At 38.1% G+C, this 244-nt stretch carries 1 protein-coding gene; it reads right to left on the reverse strand.

Annotated features, from left to right (window positions below; translation table 11 throughout):
* On the reverse strand, nt 1-244 hold a 244-nt coding region (locus tag SB756_RS34160), incomplete at both ends, for a hypothetical protein (RefSeq protein WP_410913767.1).

The raw sequence follows: 244 nt of genomic DNA on the forward strand, positions 1-244 counted from the left end.
CGTTGTTGATGCTGGTGTTGATAAAACCCCATTGCAGCCAGCCTGAAACTTGCCATCGCTTTTTATTCTATATACAGCGATAATCTTTCTTGGGTAATTTCCAGGTGGAAATGATATTGGATTACCAAATTGAACATATGGAGTTCCTACACTACCTGCTGTATTTCTGAATGCAAAAACAAAAGCGTCGTCTTTTGTTTTAAATCCTGTTATATCATAAATTCTAGGCGCGGAATTTGGTGCT

It is taken from the genome of Pseudomonas sp. SIMBA_068 (assembly GCF_046534705.1).
In the GTDB taxonomy this organism is placed as follows: domain Bacteria; phylum Pseudomonadota; class Gammaproteobacteria; order Pseudomonadales; family Pseudomonadaceae; genus Aquipseudomonas; species Aquipseudomonas putida.